The organism is Streptomyces sp. NPDC057486, from assembly GCF_042802415.1.
Taxonomy (GTDB): Bacteria; Actinomycetota; Actinomycetes; order Streptomycetales; family Streptomycetaceae; genus Streptomyces; species Streptomyces yanii.
In genome coordinates this window covers 1-23,212 of the sequence record NZ_JBHVEE010000154.1, presented here as the reverse complement: position 1 = coordinate 23,212, position 23,212 = coordinate 1, and the positions used below count along the sequence as shown (strand labels likewise).

The following is a 23,212-nucleotide window of genomic DNA, read 5'->3' as shown; positions in this document are numbered from 1 at the left end:
GCGAAGGGGCATGCGCACAGGTCGCATTGATTCCGGCCCTCTTTACGGCGCCTCCGTGCGAGCTACGCACGGAGGCGCCGCCGTGTCCCGACATGGCATGCGGGTCCAGCTTTGAACGGCGTCCTTCATGCGCTCTCCGGGCCACTCGGTCGCCACGAAGAACCCGCTGCCGATTCCGACGTGCCGGCACGGCCCTCACCCGCACGTCGGGCACGCGTATCTTCAGTTTTCCCGAGCCTTGCCCGGAATGATCTTCATCGTGGTCTCGCCGCAGGCGTCGTGCTCCTGGTTCGCGCCTGACCGCCGCTGCGCGGGCTTCGGAACCGGCGTGGCAGACCTCCGGCGCGCTACTCGGCGAGATCTGACTATCCGTAGGCGTTCCGCTGAGTGAGTAGGCCCGGGGCGCGGTCCTTCGGGCTTGGGAGTATCGGTCTCGGGGCTCCCAGATCGGATCGCCACGGCGTCGGGAGGTGATGAACCGGTTCGGGGAGCGCCGGAATGACTACGGCCTCGGGAAGGAACCTCCATCGAGGACTTCGGGACCGCCGGCGACGATCGCCTGTTCTTCTGGCGAGTACGGCGGAGTGGTCTCCTTCTCGACCCACTGTGCGCTCAGCTCTGGCCGGCTGAGAGCCCGTTCTTCTCGTACGGCACAGGTCGGCCCGTGAACGCGTCCAGGAGGAGACGATCGCCGACCGGCCGGTCCAGCTTCACCGTCACCTCTTTCGCAAGCAACTGGCTGGTGCAGGGACCGTCCTTGGTCCCGACGACAGATGCGGACAGCACTACGCTGCCGCTGGTCTCCAGCACGTCCACGGCGGGGCCGTCGTCGCAAGCTCCGTGGGTGGCCATCACTGTGACGGTCCGGCCGTCCCCAGCCACCCCGATCATCCGGCCGAGCGGCGCCAGTTCGTCGGTGGGTACTTCCCCGGCCGGTTTGATGGGCGCCTTGGGGAGCTTCGACGGGCTGAGGGCAACCCGCTTGAGCGGGGTGTCGTAGCCCTCCAGGGTGAACGACCAGGCCGGCACTGTCGCCGGGCCACGGCTGGTGGCCAGGGACATCTCGCCCAGCTTGACCCCGGTCACGGTGAGGTGTGGTGGTCCGTCGGTGCTGCCGCCGGCCACAGTTGCGAACGCCTCCCGCGCCCCCATCAGGGGCAACGTGAGCGAGCCTCCGCTCTCCCACTTCACCTGTCCGTCCTTTTGCGACGTGGCGGGGAGCTCGCCGCGCAGGACGAGGTTCCGGGCCGCGTAAGCGAGCTTGTCGTCTCCGTTGCGGAAGGCGTTCTCGGGCAGCTGGACCACCTCGCTCATCGGGTAGTAGCCCTTGGCCCACGCCTCGGCGGCCTTGGAGCCGTCCCAGGCATCGGCGACCTGGCGGGCGCGGGCCTTCGACTCGGGCGCCGGGTCGGCGTCGCGGACCTGTGTGCCGCCTCTGGCCTTCTCGCTGCCGCAGGCGGTGACGGCACCGGTTCCGGCAGTGAACAGGGCGAATACGACGAGCAGATCGACGGTTCGTGCGGCGCGTGTACGCATGGGGGTCCCCCTGGACGGTGGCGGTGACGAAGGCTGTGCGGTGAAAGGTGGAGGCCGTATTGCCCCTGTGACGAGCCGCCCCCGGTCCGGGTTCCTTCTCCGTCCTTCCGATTCGGGGCCGACGGTCGTGGGGGACTGGTGACAACGGTTGGTACAAGCTCTACTGGGCAAGCTCCAGAAGAGCCACGACCGGCAGAGCGTGAGGGCAGAAGCCTGCCGGAGACCAGTGGTGACACGACCCCCACGCTCACAGCAGCCACCGTGTCTCCCAAACTCAACATCGCCCGACCGTGGATCGGGGCACCTCCCAAGCCCATCGGCAAGTGACGTCACTGCTGGTCGATAAAGCCACACAGGTTCTGGGTTACTGGCCGCACGAGAGCACTCAGACCCTCCTGTTTTGATCACGACCCGGTTGGCACAGGGGCATCGGCCGGGATGCCGAAACGCGCTGGTTTGTCATCGCCTTGGCGGCGGCCTGCGTGACCATCTGTTGGTTGTTCGTTTCGCTCGTACGGGCGCGACGGGGTGCGGTGGCGAGTCAGGGTCTTGGCAGCCGCACCGGTCCGACTGCGGTCGCAGATCCCGAGGGCGCCGAGACAGCGGAATCGCGGGGGGCCACAAATAGGCGAGGTCTTCGATACCGGCGCGGGACACCGGCGCCGTCACGGTCGCCCGAGCGGGGCGCGGCCATTACCTTGACGAGCATCTCGCGGTGCGAGAGCAGCACGGCGAGCGACGGCCCGGCCGACTCGTCGACGACCGGACGTGGAGGGGGAGTTCGGGGCGCGGAGAAAGTCATCGGGGCTCCCTGAAGGAGGAGGGGGAGTGGGAATCAGTGACTGAACAGGTCGGTCAGGTACCGGCCGTCGGCCAGGACGGCTCGGGTCGTCCCGGCGTGGTCCGGCCTCGACTGCGCGTCGAAGCGCACCCACAGGTCGTGCAGCCGGAACGGGGCCGCAGGGCAGTGCACGTCCGTGAGGCACTGGCTTCCGTCCGGACTGGTACCGAAGACACCTACGCGGATCGGTTCGGCCATGGGCTCTTGCCACCGGAGGAGTTGGGGGAAACGAGAGGAGGAGAGGGGCACCGGGGCCGCCCGGCGGCGGGGGATCCGTGGGCAGAGCCCCGGTGCGGATCGGGGGAGAGTGGCGACCGCGTACAGAGCGGTCGCGGGGGCTTCCCGGCCGCCGACGGCTGCGGAGACGGCCGTCGGCGGCCAGGAAGCGGCTCCGTCTCAGAACGGCCGGGCCAGCTCCTCGGCGAGGATCTGGATGGTCGCTGTGATCTGTTCCTCCGTGTGCTCGGAGGTGATGAAGAACCGCAGTCGGGCGAGGCGCTCCTCCACCGCCGGGTGCAGGATCGGGTTGGCGCTTATCCCGCGGTTGCAGAGACGGTCGGCTAGGTGCAGCGCCTTCATGGAGTCGCCCGTGATGCACGGCACGATCGGGGTGCCCTCGCTGGTGCCGACCTCGACTCCGGCCTCGCTCGCGAGCCGCAGGAACAGCGCCGAGTTGTCGTGCAGCCGGGTGACCCGCTCGGGCTCCTCGTGGATCAGTCGCAGAGCGGCCAGCGCGGCGGCGGTGCTGGCCGGTGGCAGGCCCGCGCTGAACACGAAGCCTGGCAGCGTGTACCGGAAGTGCTGGATCAGCTCGTGTCGTCCGGCCACGCAACCGCCGCAGCTGGCAAGGGACTTGGAGAGCGTGCCCATCCAGACGTCGATGTCCTCGGGCGTCACCCCGGAGTGCTGGGCCATCCGCCGCCGGTCTTGCCCATCACGCCGATGCTGTGTGCCTCGTCGACCATGAGCAGGGCGTCGTGCTTCTGCTTGACGGCGATCAGCGCGGCCAGATCGGCGGTGTCGCCGTCCATGCTGTACACGCCCTCGACGACGATCAGCACCCGGCGGTAGCGGTCGCGGACGTTGGTGAGGATGCGGTCCAGGGTGGCCGTGTCGTTGTGCGGGAAGGGCTGGCGTGCGGCCCCGGACTGGCGGCAGCCCTGGAGGATGCTGTCGTGGGCGAGCGCGTCGTGCACGATCAGGTCGTCGGGGCCCATCAGGTGCCCGATGACGGTGACGTTGGTGGCGTGACCGCTGACCAGGGTCAGCGCGTCCTCGGCGCCGATGAGGTCGGCCAGGGCCCGGTCCAGCTCCTCGTGCAACGGGCGGTTGCCGGACAGGATGCGGGCGGCGGACACCGAGGGTCTGTCTGCCGACAGCCACCACATCACCCAGCCGGAACCGTCGGGCCGCGGTATCGCCGCCGCGTTGACCAGCCTGCTGGACACCAGCGATCTCAAGCCCGTCGAGATCGTCCACGTCAACGCGCACGCCACCTCGACCCCGAAGGGCGACATCGCCGAGATCCTCGCCCTGCGCAAGGTGTTCGGCGACGACACCGACCACTTCGCGGTGTCCGCCACCAAGTCGATGCCTGAGCGCCTTCGACCGACGCAACCGCGTCCTGACGCTCAGCGGCATCAGCCGCCGCTGCGGGCTCCCGGTCGCCACCGCCCACCGCATCGTCACCAAGCTGCACCGACTGGGTGCCCTGGGCCGGACGGCGGACGGGCGGTACATCATCGGCCTCAGGCTATGGGAGACGGGCGCACTCGCCCTGCGCTCTTCCTTTGTCTCGGAGATGGCGCAGCCCGCCCTGGTGGCCCTGCACAGCCAGACCGCGGCCGCCGCCCTCCTGGCGATCCGAGACGGCGACGAGACCGTCTGCCTGAGCTTCGTCTCCCGCGACCCCGACCATGCGTCGGCCCCGGGCGCTCGCGGCCGACGGGAGCCGCTGCACACCACCGCGCAGGGCCTGGTCTTTCTGGCCCACGCGAACACAGGAGCAGCGGACCAGCCGATCACCGGCCTGGGAAGCGGGGAGTTGCAGCACTCCCTGGCGAAGATCAGGCGGCAGGGCTACGCGGTGACCGTCGGCACCCTCTCGCCGGAGACGGCCGGACTGGCGGCCCCGATCCGCGACGCGCTGGGCACCGTGGTGGCCGCCGTCGGCGTGGTGACGCCCGTCGAGACATTCCGGCCGCTGCGGCTCGCGCCACCGGTCCTCGCCGCGGCCGAGGCCGTCTCCCGGTGCGTCCAGGCATCCCGCGGACCGGACTGGCGGCTCGACGAACAGGCGACCGTCGCGGAGGTCCTCTCACCCCCGGACGAGCTCATCCTCTTCTGCGGCATGTCGATCGGGTTCGAGGACGTCACGGTGGATTACGCCCGTACGGGGCGGGCGCCACTCGAGGAGATGGTCACGTTCATCGAGGACTAATCAACGGTGCTTATCGCCCGTCTCCGGTGCGTTCTGCTAGCTACTACCCCCGGGCGGGGGGCTGAGCCGGCGGGTGTTCGCCGTACAGTCCTGCTGGCGGTGGCCGTAGATGTCGCCACCGACGCGCGGCCCTTCTCCTGGACAGGCACGGCGATTACCCTTCGCCCAGTCCTACGCCGGTGGAATTCTGGTGGGCGGCGCGGTCGCCCTGCGCCTGGTCCCGATCAGGCGCCGGCTTCCCGAACCGCTGCTCCACAGCGTGCTGAGCGTCGCCACCCCCTTCCTGGCCTACCTGCCCGCCGAGCTCCTGCATGTCGCCGAGATCGACTCGGACCGGCCCCTCCCCTTGGACCAGGCCTTGAAGGCTGGACGTACCCGTCTCTTTGACTGGCGCGTGCTGGAGCCGTACTTCCGAAATCGGAAGTCACGGCAGGGCTGGCGGGCGGACAGGATGATGAGGCCGCCGCAGGAAGGCTGGGAGAAGACCCGACCCGTGCTCGTCGGCTGGCTGGGGGTGCGCTATCGGTGGAGCATAAGGGGTATATGGGTGTGCGACGTGTGTGGGATCGCTTCCTGGAGCATCCAGCCGGTGGTGGGCTGGTGGCGGTCCCGTTCGTGCTGATTGTGACGATCGCCGCGCTGGATATCTACACCGGGCGCGATGTCCATCTGGGCCCACTGCTGGTCGTCGCGCCCGCTCTGACCGCTTCCCTCGCCGGGACATGGCTCACTGCTCTCGCCGGGGTCCTGGCGGTGGCGGCCCAGGTGTTCACCGCTGTCTTCCTCGGTGGACTGACCACGACCAACCACGTGGCGCAGATCATCGCGCTGACCACGCTCTCCGCCTTGGTGGTTTTCATGCGGTCTGTGCGGGAGCGGCGCGAGCGGGCGCTGAGCCTGGCGCGCTCTGTGGCGGAGACGGCTCAGCGGGTTCTGCTGCGGCCTCCGCCACGCCGGATCGGGCCGTTGCAGGTGGCATGGCTGTATATGTCCGCGCAGGACGAGGCCGAGATCGGGGGTGATCTGTTTGCGTTCGCCCGCGCCGCGCATGCCGCGACCCGGGTGGTCATCGGCGATGTCCGGGGCCATGGGCTGGCTGCCATCGGTGAGGCCTCGCTGGTGCTGGGGGCATTCCGTGAGGGCGCTCACCGGCGTGCCACCCTCCCCGGGCTGGTAACTGCCCTCGGAGAGAGCGTCTCCCGGAACCTGGAGGACGTGACGGACACCGAGCACGACCCCGGCGAGCACTTCATCACCTGCCTCGCCCTGGAGATCCCCGACGACCTGTCGGCCGCCGAGATGATCAATTGCGGGCATCCCCCGCCTCTGCTGGTGCACGATCAGCGGGTCACGGTCCTGTATGCCCGACAGCCCCTGCCTCCGCTGGGCGTGTGCGAACAACCGATCGAGGACGACCGCATCGACCCGCTCACCTTCGAAGGCGGTGACATGCTCGTCCTCTACACCGACGGTGTCATCGAAGCCCGTTCACCGTCCGGAGCGTTCTACCCGCTTGCCGAACGAGTCGCCTCCTTCCCCACCAGCAGCCCCGACACTCTGCTGCACCACATCCACCGCGATCTGCTCGCCCACATCGGCGGCCACCCCGCCGACGACGCCGCCCTCCTGGTCATCGAACGCACCCCGTCCCACCGGCCGCACCTGCCACTCCATCCCAGTGGTCACCACCAGCACCACCCCAGTGGACCGCCCCCGCCCCCAGGCCGCTGAACCCAAAGGACCGGCGACGACCCCCTGCGGGTGGTGTCAGGCGCATGCCTTTGCGTGTCGGCCGGGGCCCGCCGCGCCGCCGTCAGCGCGGCAGCCCGGAGCCGGGACGGAAGAGCCGGCACCCGGTGCTGTCCTTCGGGTGCCGAGCCCCACCAAGGGGTGAGACGGGAGAGTCCCGCCGGATGGAGGTACCGCTGTGATCGTTCGATTCCTGGGCGGCCCGCTCGCCGGCCGCGAGCTGTCGATCACCCCGGGCCCGTGGGCCGGAGGCTGGTGACGTCACTTCGTGGGACGGCCCGCCGCCCGTGAGGACACCGGGGCCGTTGAGGTGGGGGCTGAAGGAATTCACTGGCCTGCTGAAGCGCGGTTGTCGACGTGTGTGGGCCCTGCACCCGATCGTGGGGATTCCCCGTGGACCGCGTAGGTGGGATGCCGTCGGGCCCATCACTCGCGAGGGGCGGTGGTGAGCGGGAATCCTCCGTGGCCGCCGCCCCGCATGTCCTCCATGTCGAGCGGATCCGCGTCGGCCCGGATGGCTTGAACATCGAACCTTCCCCAGCCCGCGGGGGCGTCCTTGGCGGCGCTGATCCGGTACTCCACGGTGCGGGTGCCATGGGCGGGCAGGTCCCGCGCATCGGAAGCGCCGGTCAACGGCTGGCTGGTAGTCGTTGGCCACGGCCAGCTCGACGGGGTGCCAGTCGCCATTTGGGGCCTCGCGTCGTTCCACCGTCAGCTTGGGCGGCCGCTCGCCCGCGTAGTTCCACTCGACCTGTGCGGAGAGCGCGATGTCGCGGAGTGCCTTGCCGGTGGTGTTGCAGAGCTTGACGAGGACGGTCTGCGGTTCGCCGCCGGGGCGGACGGTGATGCCTTCGTGCGGGCCGGCGGCCGTGGTGATCAGGTAGCCGTTGGTCTTGTCGACAGTGGTGAGTTTTGGGCAGGGCTTGCCTTGGAAGGCCGTGAAGCCGGGGTTGCCCTTGTCCTCGTCTGCCGAGGCTGACAGTCCCTGGCAGGCGGTGGTGAAGAGAATCACCGCTCCTGTGGTGGCGACGGCGGATCTGGCCCAGCGCCTGTCTGCGTGCATGGACGTCCCTTCTCGCGGATCTCTGGTTGATGATCACGTTGCCTGAGAGCCGCTCATGGTTGCGTCGCGAGGAAGGTGCCGTGACCGCCTCAGTGGGAGCCCGATGGCCACCTGGCAGACCAACGTGATCGGGTCCATGCGGGTCTTCGATGCCGTGGCGAAGGCGGGCGTCCCGGCCCTGGTGCACGCGTCTTCCGTGGGCGCCTACTCGCCCGGTCCGAAGCAGGAACCCGGCGTGGACGAGGACTGGCCCACTCACGGATGGCCCGACGCCGCCTATTGCCGGGAAAAGGCGTACCTGGAACGTGTCCTGGATACCTTCGAGCTGCGCCATCCTCAGATCCGGGTGGTCCGGATGCGGCCGGGATTCCTCTTCAAGCAGACGGCGGCCAGTGAGCAGCGACGGATCTTCGCGGGCCGGTACGTGCCAGGTGCTCTGCTGCGCCCGGACCTCCTGCCGTTCGTGCCCGACCTGGAGGGCCTGAGCTTCCAGGCGCTCCACACGGATGACGCGGCACAGGCATATCGGCTGGCCGTGCTCAACGACGTCCGGGGTCCCTTCAATCTGGCAGCGGCTCCGGTGATCGAAGCCAAGGAGCTCGGGGACCTGCTGGGAGTCCAGGTGGTGCGGATACCGAGAGCTGTGGTCCGTACCGCACTGGCTGCTGCCTGGCGGATACATGCCGTCCCGGCCTCTCCATATCTGTTCGACGCGGTGCTTCGACTGCCGGTCCTGGACTGCGCCCGCGCGCACGATCTCCTGGGCTGGCAACCCGCCAGGACAGCCAGGGAGGCACTGGAGTCGTTCCTCAGCGGCGTGCGCCGCGGCGCGGGCGAGGACACCGCTCCGCTCGCCGGGAAGCAGTGGGGCTGATCGGGGCGTCCGGCCCCCTTCCGGCCAGGTCGAGATCCGCCCCGGAGCACGTGCGTGCCCGTGCTCCGGGGCGGACCCGCTACTAGTCACCGAGTCCTTTGCAGCCATCGTGTCCCGCGGCCACGTCGCAGAGACGAACCGATGGGGCGCAGACTGGACGAGGTATCGGCAGCAGCACCGACCCCCGCGTCGACCACATGGGCGAAGTGGCCGAGCAGCCCGCACCCGGACGAGGAGGGACTCGACCGGTCCAGCGGGCAGTTGCGGCGACAGCGAGTGAGAGGCGAACGAGCGGTGACGGGCGGCCCGGACGAGCCGCCGTACCGGCATGGTCGCGTGGTCCTCGGCGACCAGCGCCCGGCTTCTCGACATGCCCCTGCTGACGGCCTGGTGGGCCCCCTTGGTGATCTGTGAATCGCGCCGCGCGCGTGTGCGCCGGTGCGCCGCCGATTCCGCGGAGCCTCGCTGGAATGTCGCTCGGACGCCCCTGGCCCCGTAGCCACACCCCGCCCCGGACATGGGCCGATCACTCCAAGGAGAACGGGTTCCGGGGGTGAGCGTGGCGCGAGGGCGAGGGGCACGTCATGGTGCCGGGCGCCGGATGTCGGCGTACACGCGCGCCCGCACCCCTGGTGCTCCCGGTTCGCTGCGTACGGGGGTGATGCCGGAGGTGGCCCACCACTGCTCCAGCTCGGCCATTACGGCGTGGGCGGCTTTCTCGTCGGCGGCGGTGATGTCGAGAACCACGAGGCCGGGCTCGTCGATGTGTTGGGCGTCGATCTTCATGCCGACTCTGACGCGGCCATCGTCCGGCTGGGTTCGCCAGCGCCGTGCACGCCATCCGTACGAGCGAGGTGAGGCCCGCCGGCGGGGGTGGTTGACGGCGCCATCTGTCCCACGCCCGGTGGCGGGGTGCGGTACGCCGTCGTAGACAGAGGACATGAGCGAGGAGAAGACGTCGTGGCATCCCGGTGAGATCGTGCCCGCCAGCGGGATCTACGCATGCGACTGCGGCCGCGAGCATCACTGGAGCACGGACGTGAAGGGGCACCGCTTCCCCCCGCTCCCGACCGACTGCCCGGGTGAGTTCTGGACGCTGCAGACCCAGGCTCACCCCGAGGACCGCGTCAGCTGACCCGGCAGGGCGAGATGGCGCTGAGGCCTCCGGTGGAGCCGATGCTGGCAAGGCTCGCGAGACGCTCCCCGGGCATCGTCCACCGAGTGCACCGCATTGCCGCAGCCTTGCTCACCGACGGCCTCTGATACCCGCCGGTCTCCGATCGGGTGAGGCGCAGGAATCCGGCCTGCACAGTCGGCCGGGGCGGGTATCACTGCTGCTGGGCGGGATGGACCCAGCCCTGACAGGACGAGAGGCGGATGCGCGATGGGGCATGGCGGAAACGTGATTGAGGAGCTTATGGCCGACCACCGGGAGGTTGAGGCGATCTTCGGCGGTGTGACCCTTGTCCGCCAGGTGACGCCCCCCAATCGCTTCCCCTATCTCTCCGGTTCCTTTGACACATGCGCCGAGGACTGAGGTTGCGGAGAGCTGTAGCCCGTGAACGGTCCATGGACTGTTCGCCCACCCCGTCGTACATGGTGTGAGTTCTGGCGGCTGTGGGGCTTTCGTCTGGTCTGCATCGCCGTGTGTATGTGTGAGGCGCATACTGAAAAGGCCCGGGAGAACGGAGGATGCCATGATCATCCTTGGCGTCATTCTGCTGGTCATCGGTCTGGTGGCCGGCATATCGATCCTGTGGACCATCGGTGTCGTGCTTGTCGTGATCGGCATCGTCCTTTGGATCCTGGGTGCCGTCGGGCATGCGGTGGGCGGTCGGCGGCATTACTGGTAGGGCTGCTTGTTCCGGCTCCCCGTGCACGCGGTCAATGTGATGTCCAGCGGCGGCTGTGATCTCGGTGTGTTCGGGTGCCGCGTACTCGACGTGGGCATCGGTGCCCAGCCCACAGATTGCTACCAGGGTCGGGAATTCAGCGTCCCGGTGGGAGCACACATGGCTGTACGTCCTCAGCTCATCGCCCGGGAACCGTCCGTGCACTGGGCGGTTCTGGAGGATGAGAGCCATTACGCGGACTGGGCGGTGGGGACCTTCGACTCCGCCCCGGGCAACAGGCGTTGGCCGGAAGACGGATCGTCGACCAAATACACGGCACGTGCGGGGCCCAAGGAGTTCCACGGACGCACGACGGTCCGTCGCCTCGACGCGCCGCGGACGCCGGAAAGCGAAGCGCACGCAGAGCCGTTGAGTACGGCACGGATCGCCCTCGACATCCGGCCATGGGGCGACAAGACCCTGGTCATTCTCGACGAGCCTCCGCTGCGCGGGCCGGGAGGGCGTCTCCGCAACACAGTTCTCGACGCTGTTGGCGAGACGGCACGCCTGCTGCACTGGAGTATTTCTCCGAAGCGGTCGAGGCCAACGTCAAGGCACTCCCGGCACAGAACGCGCTTGCAAGTCTCCTTGTGGAGGACAAGAAAGTCTGGCCGCTGCGGGAGGACGCACGTCGGCGTCCCGGTTATGAAGCCAGCCTCCGGCTGGGCGGAGCAGTGGCGGCTGCTCTTGAGAGCAGGGCCGCCGAAGTCAGCCTTCGAGTTCTGCGCGAGCTCACAGCCATGGCCCGTGCGGTGGCCGCCGGACCGGACGCCCAGGGGTGCGTGTTCAACGTGTCGTTCCTCGTCAACCGCGGCGCAAGCGACGACTTCCGAGGCGCGGCGGAGCGATTCGGAAGCGCGCACCGCGAACACATCGAGCTGTCTTGCGGGCCCGCTGTCCTGTTGCAACTTCGTCGCCGCTGCAGGCATTCACGTGCCGGCGGCCGGAGTCTGACATGGGACTGATCACGCTCCCCGTCGCACCGGTCCGCGCTGTGATCTGGGTGGCGGAAGCTCAGCGTCGCTGCCGAGCACGAGGTGCACGACCCAGGAGTGCTCCGTGCCCTCCTGGCTGGACTGAACCGGGAGCTTGAAGACGGAGATATCAACACGGAGGAGTTCGAACCGGGAAGAGGAAAGGCTGCTCGACCGGCTGCATGCCGCGCAGTCGGCCCCGCACCGAGCGATCGAAGGTGACGCACTCATGGATGACACAGCCAAGGTGACCCTCGCGGCCGCAGTAGTGGGCGGCTATGTGCTGGGCCGGACGAAGAAGGGCCGGCTGGCGCTGACGATTGCGACGTATCTGGCAGGGAGACGATTCGGCCTTGAACCCCGACAGCTTGCCGCCGAAGGGATGCGCAGGCTTGGAGAGATTCCCCAGTTCGCCGAGCTGCAGGAGCAGCTGAAAGGGGAAGTCTTCGACGCAGGCCGTAAGGCAGTGGCTGCCGCCGCCGACCGGGGCATGAGTTCGCTGGCCGACGCCCTCAGCGACCGCACGGCCAGGCTCGGCGAGGAGCAGGATGAGGGGGAAGAGGAGGAGGAAGAGCCGGAAGAGGAGGAGGAAGAGCCGGAAGAGGAGGAGGAAGAGCCGGAAGAGGAGGAGGAAGAGCCGGAAGAGGAGGAGGAAGAGCCGGAAGAGAGGCAGCCGAAGCGGCGGCGTAGTTCTCGTCAATCAGCCCAGCCCAGAGGGGGCGCGGCACGCAAGAAGGCCGCTCCCGCCCACCGAGAGAAGTCCGCCCGGAAGGCGGCCCCGCCGAAGAAGACGGCTGCGAAGAAAACTGCTCCCGCCAAGAAGTCCGCGGCCCGGAAGACGGCTCCGGCGAAGAAGACGGCTGCGAAGAAAACTGCTCCCGCCAAGAAGTCCGCCGCCCGGAAGACGACATCGTCGAAGCAAGCAGCTTCCAAGCGCTCCGAGCGTCGGAGGTAGCCAGTCATGACCAGGACGGAAACAGACCAGCCCACGGCACAAATGTCGGGTGCGGACCGGCTGCGCGAAGAGGCGTCCAACTTCCTCAGCGCACAGGTGGAGAGGCTCGCCGAGAAGGCGGGCGACAAACTGACCGATGTCACTGAGCAGCTCACTGATGTGGCCGAGAGCGGATCGCTACCCGCGATCGGCTCCCGCATTCTCCAGGGCGAATCCCCGCTGAAGGCATTCGTCGCAGAGAAAGCCAAGGGCGTCAAGGAAAAAGTCGTGGGGAAGGCCAAGGAAGCGTTCGGCGGCGGAAAGGGAAAACGCAAGTCGAGCGGCCGCAAGGTCATGAACATCATCGAGGCTCTCGATGTGGGAGTGCCCCTGCGTGTCGCGTACGACCACTGGACGCTGTACGACCGGTTCAGCAGCTTCGCGAAGGGCGTGCGCGACGTCTCGAAGACCGATGAGATGTCCAGCAACTGGAAGGTCAAAGTCGGCCCTTCCTCGCGCGGCTTCAAAGCGACTGTCCAAGAACAGATTCCCGACGACCGCATCGTTTGGACATCCGAGGGAGCCAAGGGAACTACCCGTGGAGCGGTCAGCTTCCATGAGCTGGCACCCAGCCTGACTCGAATCGTCCTGGTCGTCGAGTACTACCCGTCCGGGTTCTTCGAGAAGACGGGCAACCTGTGGCGCGCCCAAGGGCGCCGAATGCGACTCGACTTCAAGAACTTTCAGCGATACGTCACCCTCACCCAGGAAGAGCCCGAGGGCTGGCGCGGTGAAATCCGGGACGGTGAAGTCGTCGTGTCCCACGAAGACGCCATGGAAGAAGAAGAGGCCGCCGAGCAGGAGGACGCGCAAGGCGAGGAGCCCGAGGACGAGGACTACGAGCAGGAGCCCGAGGACTACGAGCCCGAAGACGAAGACGAAGGCGAACGCGAAGGCGAAGGGGACTACGAGGGAGAAGAAGGCGAAGGGGACTACGAGGAAGAAGAAGGCGAAGGGGACTACGAGGGAGAAGAAGGCGAAGGGGACTACGAGGAAGAAGAAGGCGAAGGAGGGGAAGAAGACGTAACCCCGTCCAGGAAGCAAAAACGACAGAGGTGACGCCGTGACTGGAATTGGCTTCAGGCAGGGGCCTACCTCGTTTCGGGGCCGCAGACCACCAATCTTGTCGGGCCGCAGTCTGTCCAGATGGGTCGTGATCCACCGCAGGATCTGGCGTCACCAGCTGTCCACGCCCGGCGTCCCGCAGATCATCGATGCGCACTACCCCGACCACCCCGATGGCCGCTCAGTTCACCAGCCCAGGCTCCAGCCGCGCTCGGAGGCGGAGGTCGCGTTCGTAGGCATCGGCCCGGGAGCCGGGCGTTGGCTGAAGGAGGCCGGCCCCGCCGGGTTCGACACGATCATGCCCAAGACACTTGCCGGGGCCAGCACCGACCGCCTCATGCACCACGCTCACCTGGTGACGACCTCCGGCGATTCGCACCGCCTCGCCGAGGCCCTTGCCGGCAAGGGAGTGGTCCCCTTGACCTGACCCGGCCCCAGGAACACCGCTGGCCACAAGCATGGATTTCTGATGGCCACCAGCCCAGGCACTCGACGGCCACCCACCTGGGCATCTCAATGGCCGTTGACAGATGTACCGGCTGACGACACTGAGATCGCCTCGAAAACCTGGTTGCGGGCTCCCGGAAAATTTAGCTGGCTGGCGTTGTGACAGCCCACGAGCGAACCTCTTGTAGATGTACGGCTTGAAGTCGTCCAGCAGCGTCCGGCGGGAGTGACCGTGACAGCAGATCGTCGACATCTGGAGTTCTGGCATGGCGTCGGATCGTGTAGTAGCCGAGCTGAAAATCCCGGCTGATTCCACGCAACGGGTCATCCATGGGAGAGGAGTTCGTGCACGGCCTGGAGCCGTTCGCGGACGGCGGGGATGCGGCGATGGACGGCCGTTGACGTCCGAGGTCCGTCCAGAGCCAGAGGTGGCTCTGCTTCGAAAAGGCGGGCCCGTATCGGCGAACGCGTACCCAACGCATTTGCAGTGTCCTGCCCCGCAGGGTGAGGGAGCGGACTGCTGCTCCGCGGGTATGACGCGGGGTGCCGTCCCTGCCCGCGGTGGCCGGTGGGGCCCCCGGCCACCAGTCGTCGAAGTCACCGACAACGCTGACAACGGTGATCTCAACGACGCTCTTGCACCGGGCGCGCTCCCTTCGCAACCGAAGATGGGCGAAGGCCCCAGTCGGCACAAGGGAGCCGAGCAGCACGGTTGGTCAACCGACATCGATCAGACCGAGCAGCGGGAAAACGAGAGTGCGCACCGGTCATTCCACCCCGAGCGTTACGCGCCGAAGGAGGACCGCAACAAGGAAACTGGCGGGCAGGAGACAGTGCCGTCGGCGAGCGAGGTCGAGAGTGAGACGCGTCGGGGTGAGCAGCGAGCCGCCGAAACCGACGAGAAGGGTATGCGGGACATGGGACCGCAGGGCCCTACGCGCCGACCGAGTGGGGGAAGGACGCAGAGGCATACACCGGAATCGACCCCCAGAATCCCTGATTCCGTGGCGACTGTACGCGCAGGTCCTCGCGATCAATTCATTGCTGCGCACAACCGCTACCTGCTCGTGAAGGTGTGGGACAAGGCTGCTCGCGTGTAGCGTCCGCCAGGAGCAGGGGGCGGCTTTGATCGGCCATGCCGGCAGCGTCGGAGTGGGGAGGTGGTCTCGACGTCCGTGAAGCCGCGGCCTTCCAGATCGCGCCCTTCGGCGCTGTTCGTCTGGTCCACGACGCTGGCCGCTCCCAGACGCCAGCCGCCTTCCTCGTTCACCTCGCCGGTGACTCATTGAGGTCCGCCCGACGAGCTTCGTGCCCGTCGGCATCGTCTCGCGATGGAGGTCGCCATCTTTGCGCTGGTCGGCCGCCGTTCTTTGCGCCGGAGCCAAGGGAACGCGTGGGGGCCGGGGGCTGTGTGTAGCTCCGCGGCCGCTCAGCGATCGAGTGGCTGTTGGCGTAAACAGTCCTGGCGCCATGATCGACATCGTTTGTTCATCTGTAAGATGCCCAAATCATGCCCGGGAGGCGCCCATGATGGAGGAAAGGGATGCATTATCGGGTTTCAGATGCCGCATCTACAGAAAGTCAGCCACCATGGCCGAATTCCTGGCAGCCGTAGCGATGAAGATCGCTGTCGCCCTTGCAGAGGCAATCATCCTGCGCCTCGTGTGGGAGCTGTGGGCCACTTGCTCACGCTCCATACGCACGGCCTTCGTACCGGCCGCCGTGTAGCCATCCGGCGCCGGCAAGTCTTACCACCACCGGGCGCCGCACCTCCCGTGCGCTAGGACCTCCTACGGCTGGGCGTCCGTGTCACGCCTCTCCTTCCGGCCGCTGCGTAGCAGCCAGGTGGCACCACCGACGGCCACGGCGACCGGCCATTCCAGGGCCCCTGCCACGGTCAGGGCGCCGAGTCCTCCGTAGAACGCGAGATCCTTGGCGGGTGGCTTACCCGTTAGTCGTGCCGTCGCCGCTCGGGCCGTGCTGGTCATCTCTTCCCTGGTGAGGTACGGAATCGGCACCGAAGGATGCAAGGTGCGCGTGTGCAGGTGCAGACCAGTGTCCTCGCCCGCGTGAGCTTCCTGTTGCGTGTACTCCGCTGTCTTGCCCATCCCGTCCTCCTTTCATCGGAGTCGGTGCGGTGTGCCTGTCCCATTATCGCGCGCCTGCGGTGGCGTGTGCGCAGGGAAAGCGTTGCGATGGAAGGGGATTACGGGCCTGACGTGCACGTGCAGTGGGTGCCGGACCACAGGAAGCAGGTGACGCGAGGTGGCACTGCCGGGGTGTGGACTGCTGCGGGCTGTGCTGTCGTCCGTGGCCGGTGCGCTTCAGGACGAGGCTCGGGGGCGCATTCGGTTCTTCGGAAGGCGTGCGCACGTCGCGGTTCGCGGGTTGCGTCCAGGCGACCTGCCCGAGGAAGCGGCGGCGAAGGTGGCCGAGGACGTCGAGCGACGCCTCACCGCCCTCCCTGCCGTGGAGTGGGCGGTGGTGAACACCGTGCTCGGTCATGCCGTCGTGGGTACCGACGGTGAGTTCGAGGCTGACACGATGGCGGACGCTCTGGTTGAGGCGGTCAAGGCGGTGGAGGAAGCCCACGGCCTCGCGCATCCGCTGTCCGAGCACCCTGTGTCGGGCGGGACGGCTCGCCGGTCCGTTACGGCCATGGCCCTGCACGTGGCCGCCGCACCCGTAGCCGCGCTGGCTGGTTTGACGCGCCACACCCCCATTCCTGCGAGCATCGCGGCGCTTGCGCCGCTGGTCGAGGCCCACCCCCGGCTACGGTCTCTCGTGGAGCGGGCGGTCGGCGCCGACAACGCCGGAATTCTCCTGGCCTCGATCACCGCCATGGGCCAGGCCGGCTCTGGCGGTCTCGCCGGGGTCGGCGTGGACACGCTTCGGCATGCCCTACGGGCGATGGAGGGTGACGCGGAGGCTGCCGCCTGGGCCGCGGCCGAGCCGCGCCTCACGGGCAGCGCCGCGGCAGCGGGGCATGGCGCGGTACCCGAGCCGCCTGCTCGTGAGGTGCCGCTCAAGCGGGGACCGATCGAGCGCTACGCGGATCAGGCGCTCGCCGTGGCGACGGCGTCGTTCGCCGGATCGCTGCTGGTCACCCGGCACCCCGGGCGGGCCGTCGGCGCGGCGCTGGCGGCGATCCCGAAGGCGCCGCCCCTGGCGCGCGAGGGCTTCGCCTGCGTTTTCGGCAGAGGGCTGGCCCGTCGGGGAATCGTAGCGGCTGATCCGGGAGCGCTGCGCAGACTGGACCGGATCGGCGTCGTACTGCTCGACACGGACACGCTGGTAACCGGGTCCCACCGGCCGGCCGATCTCGTTGCCCTCGACGAGGACGCACCCACGGGTGAGCTCGCCGCGACGGCCCACCGCCTCTTTGACGGCTCCGCCCCGGAAACCGTGCAAGGGGACGGGCAGTGGGAGCTCGGGCCGATCGAGCGTCTGACTTTGCAGGGCCGCACTGGCGAGCGGGCCCAGAAGCGTGTGCAGCACGAGGGCGCGCGCCTCGTACTGGGTCTGGCACACCGCAAGCGCCTGCTCGCCGTCATCGGCGTAGTGCCCGAGATGCACGATGCCGTCGGCGCCCTCGTGCCGGCCGCCCACGCGGCCGGGCTCAAAGTCGTGACAGCGGGTACGTACACCGGCGACACGTCGGTACGGGAGGCCGACGCTGTCAGTGAGGGAGGCGGCGACCGGCTGTTCGAATCCGTACGGGCCCTGCAGCGCGACGGTGAGGGCGTGCTGGTGCTCTCGCACGACCGGCGCGCGCTCCTGGCCGCTGACGTCGGCGTGGGCTTCGCAGACCCGCAGGGGAGACCGCCCTGGGGCGCGGACCTGTACATGGACGGCGATCTCGCGTCAGCCGTGGTGATCGTGGAGGCCTGCCGCACCGCCCGTCAGACCGCCCGCCGAGGCGTGTGGCTCTCCCAGGCCGCGGCCGCGGTCGGTGCGACGGCGGTGCTGGCGGGAGCGGCGCGGCGCCCGGCCGACCGGGGCGTGACGGCGTTCAACGCGGCGGCCGCGCTGGGTTTCGTGGTCGGGGTCTGGGCGGCCGTACGGCTGCTTCGGCGCCCCCCTCCGGCGACCACGGCTTCGCGACACCCGTGGCATGCGATGGACCCGGCCACCGCGCTCTCCAGAACCGGCGGCAGCGACGACGGGCTGACGTCGGAGGAGGCGCGGTCGCGGGCCACGGCCACCGGCGAGCAGGCGCCGACAACCTCGCTCGGCCGTGCCTACCTGGCCGAGATGGTCAATCCCCTCACCCCCGTCCTCGGCGCCGGGGCGGCCATGTCGGCGTCCGTGGGTGCCGTCCTCGACGCGATCGTCATTGTGGCGGTCACCGCCCTGTCCGGGCTCATGGGCGGTTCTCAGCGATACCGGACCGACCGCGCGATCGCCCAGCTGCGGCGGGAGTCGGCCATCATGGCTCAGGTGGTGCGGGACGGGAAGGAGACCACCGCCCCGGCCGAGGAACTGGCCGTGGGCGACGTGGTGAACCTGAACCCGGGCGACGTGGTACCGGCTGACGGACGTCTGCTGGAGGCGCACCACCTGGAAGTCGACGAATCCGTGCTGACTGGCGAGTCGCTGCCGGTGGCCAAGGACGTGGCTCCCGTTCTGGCCTCGGACCTCGGGGACCGTACGTCCATGGTCTACGAGGGCACTACCGTGGCGGCCGGGCGCGGCCGGGCGGTCGTTGTCGCGACCGGCACGGCCACAGAGGCGGGCCGCGCCGCGGAACGTGGGCGCGGCGCGGCACCCTCCGCCGGGGTTGAGCGTCGACTGGCCCGTATCACCCGGACCACGCTGCCCGTGGCCCTCGGTTCTGCCGCCGCCGTGATCGCGGCGGGCATGCTGCGAGGGCGTCCCATCCGGGACACCATCGGGGCGGGTGTGGGACTGGCCGTCGCCAGCGTGCCCGAAGGGCTGCCGTTCCTCGTCTCCGCCGCCCAACTCGCCTCTGCCAGAAGGCTGTCCGCCCACGCAGCTCTGCTCAGGCACCCCCGCACCATCGAGGCGGCCGGTCGCACGGACGTCCTGTGCATCGACAAGACGGGAACACTCACCCACGGACGGATCGCCCTCGTCGCCGTGGCCTCCGACGGCCACAGCCTCCCCATCGAACGTCTCGAGGACGAGCAGCGCGCCGTCCTCGCGGCCGCGCTGCGGGCGACACCACACCCGCACCACGGAGGGCAGTTGGAGCACGCCACGGACGGCGCGGTCACCGAGGGCGCCGAGGAGGCGAGAGTGCACCGGACGACGTCGGCGCAAGGCTGGCGGCGCACCTCCAACCTGCCGTTCGAACCAAGCCGTGGCTTTCACGCGACGCGAGGCCGCTGCGGCGAGTGTCGAATCCTCTCGGTGAAGGGAGCACCGGAAGAGATTGTTCAGCGCTGCGCCACCCGCGACGGCCGACGCCTGGACTACAAGGGCCGGAAAGCCATCCTCGACGCGGGCGAGAAGCTGGCGGCCCAGGGCCACCGGATCCTCGCGGTCGCCGAATGCCGGGACGCGCCCGGCGGCAAACTCACCGACGACACGGTGCACGGCCTCGACTTCCTCGGCTTTCTCGCGTTTGCCGACCGGGTACGCGGAACCGCCCGTGACGCGGTGCGCCGACTCGCGGACGCCGGGGTGCACATCGTGATGATCACCGGGGACCATCCGGGCACCGCCGAGTCGATGGCCGGCGAACTCGGCGTCCTGGACGGCAGGCGGGTGGTGACAGGTGCCGAACTCGACGATCTGAACGACCGCGCCCTCGACAAGCTGCTGCCCGACGTCGGTGTGGTCGCCCGTGGTACCCCCGTGCACAAGGTCCGTGTGGTGCAGGCGTTCCAACGCCTCGGCCGCACCGTCGCGATGACCGGCGACGGCGCCAACGACGCGCCCGCCATCCGGCTCGCCGACATCGGGATCGCCTTCGGGACGCGGGCCACGCCTGCCGCGCGAGCGGCGGCCGACCTGATCGTCACGGACGACCGGCTGGAGACGCTGCTCGACGCGTTCGTGGAGGGACGCGCGATGTGGGCCTCCGTGCGACAGGCCCTGGCGATCCTGGTCGGCGGCAACCTTGGCGAGATCGCGTTTACTCTGCTCGGCACGGCCGCCACCGGGACCTCCCCCCTGACGGCCCGCCAGCTCCTGCTGGTCAACCTCTTCACCGACCTTGTCCCGGCCATGGCCGTCGCCCTGCGCCCGCCACAGCCCGAGGCCGCCGAACGCATGCTCCAAGAGGGACCCGAAGCCTCGCTGGGCACGGCCCTGACCGAGGAGATGGTGTGCCGGGCCGCGGCGACCACACTGGGGGCCACGACGGGCTGGCTCGCCGCGCGTCTCACCGGCCGCGCCACCCGTGCCCGCACCGTCGCCCTCGTTGCACTCGTGGGCGCGCAACTCGGCCAGACGCTCCTGGTCGGGGGCCGTAGCCCGGCGGTCGTCCTCTCCTCCCTCGGCTCAATGGCCGCACTGGCGGCTGTCGTCCAGACCCCGGTCCTCAGCCAGTTCTTCGGCTGCACGCCCATCGGTCCCATCGCCTGGAGCATCGCCCTTTCCGCCGCGGCTGCGGCCACGGCGAGCGCACTCTTCCTCCCCCAGCTGGTCGAGCGCATCCGCCCAGCGATTCCCGGCATGGACTGAGCCCCCAACGCGGTCTGCGATGGAGTGGCACCCCGACCGCGCCGACAACACACCGCGTCCGGCACACGCTTCGTGTGTGAGCGATGAGTTTGGGCGGCGGATCGGGTCTGCCCTGGCATGACTCGCATCATCGCTGACATCTCGGTCTCCCTGGACGGCTTCGTCACCGCGCCCGACCCCGGCCCGGACAGCGGTAAGAACCTCGACGTCGTCTTCATGGGCGGCGGCGCCACGATCGGCTCGGCGCTCGACGCCGGGCTGGTCGACGCGCTGACGCTGCACCTCGCGCCCGTCGTGCTGGGTGCCGGGACGCCACTGTTCACCGGCACAGCGCCGCGCACGCTGGTGCAGCGGAGCGTGACCCCGACATCGACCGCGACGCACCTGACCTACGACGTCCTGGGGTGATCCGATGACCACGGTCAACGCCAATGAGATCGTCTTGGGCATCGAGTCGTTCGGTGACGACGACGCACCACTCGTCCTGCTCGCGGGCGGGACGACGATGCTCTCCTGGCCCGACGCGCTGTGCGAGCGCCTCGCCGCCGGCGGGCGCCGCGTGGTGCGCTACGACCTGCGCGACAGCGGAGAGTCGACGACGACGGATCCGGAAGCGCCCGCCTACACCCTGCGCGACCTCGCCGCCGACGCGGCGGCCCTTGCTGACGCGCTCGGCGGGGGGCCCGCGCACCTCGCGGGGATCGGCGTCGGTGGAATGGTTGCCCAGGTGGCCGTGCTCGACCATCCGGACGCGTTCTCTGCGCTCACCCTGGTTGGCACCCGCCCGGTTGCCCCTGGCCCACCCGACGATGACCTCCCCGACCATGACCAGGCAACGATGAGCCGACTGTTCGCGCATCCGATGCCCGACTGGACCGACCGCGAGGCGGTAGCGGAGTTCGCCGCCGCGGGCGCGGAGATCCGCGGCGACGACCCCGTCGCCGCCCGCGCGATCGCCGCGCGCATCTGGGATCGCACGCCCGGCACCGCACCCCCGGTCCAGATGGCCAACCAGATGGGCATGGTGTTCTCCAGGCTCGACTGCAAACCCCGCTGGCGGGAGCGTCTGCCCGAGATTGTGGTCCCCACGCTCGTCGTCCACGGCCGCCGCGACCGGTTCTTCCCCGTCGGCAACGGCGAGACAATCGCGCGCGAGATCTCCGGGGCGCGGCTGCTCGTCCTCAAGGAGGCCGCCACTGCGATCCCCGATGCGGCGGTCGGCGAGGTTACCGAGGCGATGCTCACGCTCGGGTAGACGACGCGCGTGGGTTCTTCGAACACTTGTCATCACCCCTGCAGAGACCGAGCGCCGTTGTGCGAGCAGTCAACCGGAACCCTCAAAGTGGCCAAGTGGCGCGCTCAGTCACATCGGGTCCCGCCGCGCCCGGTGCACGGCGGGACCCGATATCCCGTCCTTTCCCGTGACGATTGAGAGGCTCGTGGGAGCACCCCTGTGCCCCGGTCCCGCCGCCGTCCCCGCACCCCCGCGCCCGGCGCGGCCGCGCCCCGCCAGCCAGTCGACCAGGCGAAGCTCTGTCCACACCGAGCAGCGCCCCCGACCCGTGCTCATTGAGCGGCTCAAGAGCGTGGTGTGCGGGCTGGGGGAGGGTGCGCCGCTCAACTCGCCCGGCAACAGCCATGCCTGCAACCCGTTCGCAGACCAGCGTCAGCATCAGCTGGGCAGCGTCCACTACGGGCGTCAGCGACGACACGACGGCAGGATCCTCCGTCATGGCCTCGTGGATCTTCTGGACCATGATTTTCCTTCAAGCCGCACACCAGAACTGTTGGACTTTCCCAGCTCGTGTACTCATGACAGGGATCGCGTGGCCTAGCCTCGGTGGGTTCCACCCGTTGGCTCTGGCGGCTGTGTTCACAGCCGGCTGGACATCATGGTCACCGACCGTCTGAATGGCGGGCCGCGACGCCCATGGTGCGACGCGACAGGTACTGCTGGTCGTTTTTACGACCTCCGCGCAGACAGCTGTGGGCATCCGGTGACCGTGGCAGGGGTGCGGGGAACACGCTCTGGAAGGGAGACGTGCACCTCCAAGGATGAACGATGAGTTACGACCCATTTGACGGCGGGAATCCGCCCGTGACACCGGTCGCGCTGGTCACGGGCGGAGATTCCGGGATCGGCCGAGCCGTCGCTGTGAAGCTGGCGGCCCAGGGTATGGACGTGGGGATCACCTGGCACCGAGACCGGGCGGGTGCCGAGGAAACGGCGCGAGAAGTCCGGGAGAAGGGCCGCCGGTGTGCACTCGCCCAACTGGATCTCACTGACCTGCCGGGCGGCGCTGAGGTGGTTGGCGCGCTCGCGGATGAACTGGGCAGGGTCGACGTTCTGGTGAACTGCGCGGGCACGGGTACGGCCACGCGCTTCCTCGACCTGGAGCACTCGAGGGTCCAGCAAGTGCTCGATGTCGACCTGATCGGCCCGTACCTACCTGGACACGTGACCCTGAACCTCGACAGCTCGCAGCACGTCGCGCGCCGCATGATCGCCTAAGGTTCCGGGGGGCGCATCGCCCGACCGCGTGACCGCCCGTTCGGCCGGCACGGATGAGGGGGGACTAGGGCCTGTTCCGGGTTGAGATCACTCGGTGGGGCGGAGGCTGCGGATCCAGATGAGGGAGCCGCGTAGGTGGAGCCCTGCGAGGTAGCTGGCGGAGGTCTTGTCGAA

20 protein-coding genes and 5 pseudogenes are annotated in these 23,212 nt (G+C 68.9%); 18 read left to right on the top strand and 7 right to left on the bottom strand.

Annotated elements, in window-relative coordinates; all coding sequences use genetic code 11:
- Nucleotides 1–612: 612 nt before the first annotated feature.
- The 4 genes from ACFU6I_RS41280 to ACFU6I_RS41265 all read right to left on the bottom strand — a co-directional run bounded on the left by ACFU6I_RS41280 (nt 613) and on the right by ACFU6I_RS41265 (nt 3,765).
- A complete protein-coding gene (locus ACFU6I_RS41280) occupies nt 613–1,536 on the bottom strand; it encodes a hypothetical protein (RefSeq protein ID WP_384377449.1) in 924 nt (307 codons plus the stop codon).
- Nucleotides 1,537–2,371: 835 nt separating this feature from the next.
- Complete coding sequence (locus ACFU6I_RS41275) at nt 2,372–2,575, bottom strand: hypothetical protein (RefSeq protein WP_384377446.1); 204 nt, start codon at nt 2,573–2,575, stop codon at nt 2,372–2,374.
- A 198-nt stretch (nt 2,576–2,773) separates the two neighbouring features.
- Nucleotides 2,774–3,292, bottom strand: coding sequence for an aminotransferase class I/II-fold pyridoxal phosphate-dependent enzyme (locus tag ACFU6I_RS41270; RefSeq protein WP_384377443.1), 519 nt, complete (start codon nt 3,290–3,292; stop codon nt 2,774–2,776).
- On the bottom strand, nt 3,271–3,765 hold the full coding sequence (locus ACFU6I_RS41265; RefSeq protein ID WP_384377452.1) for an aminotransferase class I/II-fold pyridoxal phosphate-dependent enzyme: 495 nt from the start codon (nt 3,763–3,765) through the stop codon (nt 3,271–3,273). Before ACFU6I_RS41265 ends, ACFU6I_RS41270 begins: the two co-directional genes overlap by 22 nt.
- Between ACFU6I_RS41265 and ACFU6I_RS41260 the strand changes: the two are divergent.
- The 5 genes and pseudogenes from ACFU6I_RS41260 to ACFU6I_RS41240 form a co-directional block, all read left to right on the top strand.
- Nucleotides 3,737–3,982: pseudogene (locus ACFU6I_RS41260) on the top strand (beta-ketoacyl-ACP synthase); the annotation flags it as partial. The gene ACFU6I_RS41265 and the pseudogene ACFU6I_RS41260 sit on opposite strands and share 29 nt — an antisense overlap.
- Nucleotides 3,972–4,034 (top strand): annotated as a pseudogene (locus ACFU6I_RS41255) (hypothetical protein); the annotation flags it as partial. The pseudogenes ACFU6I_RS41260 and ACFU6I_RS41255, both read left to right, overlap by 11 nt.
- A 144-nt stretch (nt 4,035–4,178) precedes the next feature.
- Complete coding sequence (locus ACFU6I_RS41250; protein WP_384377440.1) at nt 4,179–4,817, top strand: IclR family transcriptional regulator C-terminal domain-containing protein; 639 nt, start codon at nt 4,179–4,181, stop codon at nt 4,815–4,817.
- A gap of 190 nt (nt 4,818–5,007) precedes the next feature.
- Entirely contained in the window at nt 5,008–5,439 is a 432-nt protein-coding gene (locus tag ACFU6I_RS41245; RefSeq protein WP_384377437.1) for a hypothetical protein, read from the top strand.
- Nucleotides 5,433–6,548 carry a PP2C family protein-serine/threonine phosphatase gene (locus ACFU6I_RS41240; protein WP_384377434.1) on the top strand — a complete coding sequence of 372 codons (1,116 nt, stop codon included), beginning with the start codon at nt 5,433–5,435 and terminating at the stop codon, nt 6,546–6,548. Before ACFU6I_RS41245 ends, ACFU6I_RS41240 begins: the two co-directional genes overlap by 7 nt.
- Before the next feature lie 444 nt (nt 6,549–6,992).
- On the opposite strand, the gene ACFU6I_RS41235 is transcribed toward ACFU6I_RS41240, so the two are convergent.
- Nucleotides 6,993–7,199, bottom strand: a complete 207-nt coding sequence (locus tag ACFU6I_RS41235) for a hypothetical protein (protein WP_384377431.1) — start codon at nt 7,197–7,199, stop codon at nt 6,993–6,995.
- Nucleotides 7,200–7,729: 530 nt separating this feature from the next.
- On the opposite strand from ACFU6I_RS41235, the pseudogene ACFU6I_RS41230 reads away from it, so the two are divergent.
- Nucleotides 7,730–8,503 (top strand): annotated as a pseudogene (locus ACFU6I_RS41230) (NAD-dependent epimerase/dehydratase family protein); the annotation flags it as partial.
- A 582-nt stretch (nt 8,504–9,085) separates the two neighbouring features.
- Here the strand turns inward: ACFU6I_RS41230 and ACFU6I_RS41225 are convergent.
- Entirely contained in the window at nt 9,086–9,289 is a 204-nt protein-coding gene (locus tag ACFU6I_RS41225) for a DUF6207 family protein (protein WP_384377428.1), read from the bottom strand.
- 154 nt (nt 9,290–9,443) lie between these two features.
- On the opposite strand from ACFU6I_RS41225, the gene ACFU6I_RS41220 reads away from it, so the two are divergent.
- The 8 genes from ACFU6I_RS41220 to ACFU6I_RS41185 all read left to right on the top strand — a co-directional run bounded on the left by ACFU6I_RS41220 (nt 9,444) and on the right by ACFU6I_RS41185 (nt 15,603).
- The gene (locus ACFU6I_RS41220) at nt 9,444–9,638 is read left to right on the top strand and encodes a hypothetical protein (protein ID WP_384377425.1); all 195 of its coding nucleotides are present in this window, start codon (nt 9,444–9,446) and stop codon (nt 9,636–9,638) included.
- Nucleotides 9,639–10,200: 562 nt separating this feature from the next.
- Nucleotides 10,201–10,356: a DUF6131 family protein gene (locus tag ACFU6I_RS41215; RefSeq protein WP_093899206.1), complete on the top strand. Its 156-nt coding sequence runs from the start codon at nt 10,201–10,203 to the stop codon at nt 10,354–10,356.
- Nucleotides 10,357–10,799: 443 nt separating this feature from the next.
- Nucleotides 10,800–11,360 carry a GvpL/GvpF family gas vesicle protein gene (locus tag ACFU6I_RS41210; protein WP_384377422.1) on the top strand — a complete coding sequence of 187 codons (561 nt, stop codon included), beginning with the start codon at nt 10,800–10,802 and terminating at the stop codon, nt 11,358–11,360.
- A 72-nt stretch (nt 11,361–11,432) separates the two neighbouring features.
- Nucleotides 11,433–11,591 carry a hypothetical protein gene (locus tag ACFU6I_RS41205; RefSeq protein ID WP_384377419.1) on the top strand — a complete coding sequence of 53 codons (159 nt, stop codon included), beginning with the start codon at nt 11,433–11,435 and terminating at the stop codon, nt 11,589–11,591.
- Nucleotides 11,592–11,598: 7 nt separating this feature from the next.
- Nucleotides 11,599–12,324, top strand: a complete 726-nt coding sequence (locus ACFU6I_RS41200; RefSeq protein ID WP_384377416.1) for a histone protein — start codon at nt 11,599–11,601, stop codon at nt 12,322–12,324.
- Between the two features lie 6 nt (nt 12,325–12,330).
- On the top strand, nt 12,331–13,422 hold the full coding sequence (locus ACFU6I_RS41195; RefSeq protein ID WP_384377413.1) for an SRPBCC family protein: 1,092 nt from the start codon (nt 12,331–12,333) through the stop codon (nt 13,420–13,422).
- Nucleotides 13,423–13,516: 94 nt separating this feature from the next.
- Nucleotides 13,517–13,855 (top strand): hypothetical protein, encoded by a 339-nt coding sequence (locus ACFU6I_RS41190; protein WP_384377410.1) that lies wholly within the window; start codon nt 13,517–13,519, stop codon nt 13,853–13,855.
- A 1,610-nt stretch (nt 13,856–15,465) separates the two neighbouring features.
- Entirely contained in the window at nt 15,466–15,603 is a 138-nt protein-coding gene (locus tag ACFU6I_RS41185; protein WP_384377407.1) for a hypothetical protein, read from the top strand.
- Between the two features lie 62 nt (nt 15,604–15,665).
- Here the strand turns inward: ACFU6I_RS41185 and ACFU6I_RS41180 are convergent, their stop codons facing one another.
- Nucleotides 15,666–15,983, bottom strand: coding sequence for a hypothetical protein (locus ACFU6I_RS41180; RefSeq protein WP_384377404.1), 318 nt, complete (start codon nt 15,981–15,983; stop codon nt 15,666–15,668).
- Between the two features lie 280 nt (nt 15,984–16,263).
- Here ACFU6I_RS41180 and ACFU6I_RS41175 point away from each other — a divergent pair, with 280 nt between their 5' ends.
- From ACFU6I_RS41175 to ACFU6I_RS41160, 4 genes and pseudogenes are all read left to right on the top strand, one after another.
- Nucleotides 16,264–20,526 carry an HAD-IC family P-type ATPase gene (locus tag ACFU6I_RS41175; RefSeq protein ID WP_384377401.1) on the top strand — a complete coding sequence of 1,421 codons (4,263 nt, stop codon included), beginning with the start codon at nt 16,264–16,266 and terminating at the stop codon, nt 20,524–20,526.
- 186 nt (nt 20,527–20,712) lie between these two features.
- Nucleotides 20,713–20,934: pseudogene (locus ACFU6I_RS41170) on the top strand (dihydrofolate reductase family protein); the annotation flags it as partial.
- Between the two features lie 4 nt (nt 20,935–20,938).
- On the top strand, nt 20,939–21,781 hold the full coding sequence (locus ACFU6I_RS41165; RefSeq protein WP_384377397.1) for an alpha/beta fold hydrolase: 843 nt from the start codon (nt 20,939–20,941) through the stop codon (nt 21,779–21,781).
- Between the two features lie 807 nt (nt 21,782–22,588).
- Nucleotides 22,589–23,035: pseudogene (locus tag ACFU6I_RS41160) on the top strand (SDR family NAD(P)-dependent oxidoreductase); the annotation flags it as partial.
- Between the last annotated feature and the right edge of the window lie 177 nt (nt 23,036–23,212).

Coding starts and splice junctions, on each gene's coding strand:
- ACFU6I_RS41280 (WP_384377449.1), bottom strand. CDS start 1,536: ATGCGTACACGCGCCGCACGAACCGTCGATCTGCTCGTCGTATTCGCC.
- ACFU6I_RS41275 (WP_384377446.1), bottom strand. CDS start 2,575: ATGGCCGAACCGATCCGCGTAGGTGTCTTCGGTACCAGTCCGGACGGA.
- ACFU6I_RS41270 (WP_384377443.1), bottom strand. CDS start 3,292: ATGGCCCAGCACTCCGGGGTGACGCCCGAGGACATCGACGTCTGGATG.
- ACFU6I_RS41265 (WP_384377452.1), bottom strand. CDS start 3,765: ATGTGGTGGCTGTCGGCAGACAGACCCTCGGTGTCCGCCGCCCGCATC.
- ACFU6I_RS41250 (WP_384377440.1), top strand. CDS start 4,179: ATGGCGCAGCCCGCCCTGGTGGCCCTGCACAGCCAGACCGCGGCCGCC.
- ACFU6I_RS41225 (WP_384377428.1), bottom strand. CDS start 9,289: ATGAAGATCGACGCCCAACACATCGACGAGCCCGGCCTCGTGGTTCTC.
- ACFU6I_RS41220 (WP_384377425.1), top strand. CDS start 9,444: ATGAGCGAGGAGAAGACGTCGTGGCATCCCGGTGAGATCGTGCCCGCC.
- ACFU6I_RS41215 (WP_093899206.1), top strand. CDS start 10,201: ATGATCATCCTTGGCGTCATTCTGCTGGTCATCGGTCTGGTGGCCGGC.
- ACFU6I_RS41210 (WP_384377422.1), top strand. CDS start 10,800: ATGGGGCGACAAGACCCTGGTCATTCTCGACGAGCCTCCGCTGCGCGG.
- ACFU6I_RS41200 (WP_384377416.1), top strand. CDS start 11,599: ATGGATGACACAGCCAAGGTGACCCTCGCGGCCGCAGTAGTGGGCGGC.
- ACFU6I_RS41195 (WP_384377413.1), top strand. CDS start 12,331: ATGACCAGGACGGAAACAGACCAGCCCACGGCACAAATGTCGGGTGCG.
- ACFU6I_RS41185 (WP_384377407.1), top strand. CDS start 15,466: ATGGCCGAATTCCTGGCAGCCGTAGCGATGAAGATCGCTGTCGCCCTT.
- ACFU6I_RS41180 (WP_384377404.1), bottom strand. CDS start 15,983: ATGGGCAAGACAGCGGAGTACACGCAACAGGAAGCTCACGCGGGCGAG.
- ACFU6I_RS41165 (WP_384377397.1), top strand. CDS start 20,939: ATGACCACGGTCAACGCCAATGAGATCGTCTTGGGCATCGAGTCGTTC.